1 protein-coding gene is annotated in these 1,286 nt (G+C 59.6%); it reads right to left on the bottom strand.

Going from position 1 to position 1,286, the window contains the following annotated elements; genetic code table 11:
- Positions 1–90 precede the first annotated feature (90 nt).
- A complete protein-coding gene (locus tag ACOJB8_RS41060; protein ID WP_475017968.1) occupies positions 91–1,197 on the bottom strand; it encodes an IS5 family transposase in 1,107 nt (368 codons plus the stop codon).
- Positions 1,198–1,286 lie beyond the last annotated feature (89 nt).

Below are 1,286 nucleotides of genomic sequence, written 5' to 3'. Positions count from 1 at the left end.
CGAGTCGCTGCGCCGGTTTGTGATGTCGATTTGACGCTCAAGCCTTTGATTCAGGTGGAACCAATGCCATCTCCTTGCCGCCTCTCGCTCCTATGCCGCTTTGGCGGCGAGCGTACGCATGCGAGTCAGGTTGTAGGCCGCCTGGGTCAACAGGAAGAGCTGGTCGACTCGGTGCAGCCCCCGAAACATCGCCTGCCGAATCCTGCCGACGGTCTTGCTCCAGCCAAAGACCTGTTCGATGCATTTGCGCTTGCGTTGACTGATGGCGTATCCGGGCCAGCGCGTTGTGCGTCCGTCGATGGCCGAGCCGCCCGCGCGGCCATCGTTTTGCGCGACATGTGGTGTCACGCCGTGTGCGCGGCACGTTGCCACGAAGCCGGCCGTGTCGTAGTTCTTATCAGCACCTACGGTAATCGGTGTATTGGCAAACTGCGCAGCGTCCGCAAGCATTTCGGCCGCTGTGTCTCGCTCGGCTGTGCCACTAGCCTGCGTCACCTGTGCGTTCACCACGAGGCCATGCCGGTTATCAGTCAGCACGTGACCCATGTAGCAAAGCATCGCACCCGTGCCGCGGCTTTTGCGAAACAATCGCGCCTGACTGTCCGTGCTGGATTCATGCGTGTCGTTGCTACGCTTCTCACCATGCCAGTTCTCGTGAGAGCTGGCACCGCCGTCAGGCGGCGAGTCGTCGTCCGGCTTCGTCCGGGGCACGAAGCTCTTGTGTCCCGCCCAAGCCTGAATGAGCGTGCCGTCGACGCTGAAATGCTCTCCCGACAGGTGGCCACGCATGCGTGCTGTCTCGACCGTCTCGTTGAACAGACTGACAATGACATCATGGACCATCAATCGGTCGCGGTTCTTGCTGAAAGTGGAGTGGTCCCAGACCGCATCGTCCATTGCCAGTCCGACGAACCAGCGAAACAGCATGTTGTAGGAGATTTGCTCCATCAGCATGCGTTCGCTGCGAATCGAATACAGCACTTGCAACAGCAGTGCGCGAATCAGCTTCTCCGGCGCGATGCTCGGTCGTCCGCCCTTTGCGTCGTTCTCGTACATGCGCGAAAAGACCGAATCCATACGAGTAAGCGCATCGTTCAACCACAGCCGAATCGGTCGCAACGGGTGATTGGCCGGAACGAAGTCATCCAGCCTGGACATCGTGAACATCGACTCGGTATAGCCGTCCGCTCCGCGCATCGCTTCAGTTCCAGTGTTGTCCGGTTCATTGTTTCAACGTTTACCCCTCCTGCGCGGATGACGTGCGCGGGAGGTATTTCAACAGCCTG

It is taken from the genome of Paraburkholderia sp. BR10141, from assembly GCF_056155635.1.
Note: the sequence above shows the minus strand (reverse complement) of the source record. Positions and strands in the feature narration are given on the sequence as shown.

Coding starts and splice junctions, on each gene's coding strand:
- ACOJB8_RS41060 (WP_475017968.1), bottom strand. CDS start 1,197: ATGCGCGGAGCGGACGGCTATACCGAGTCGATGTTCACGATGTCCAGG.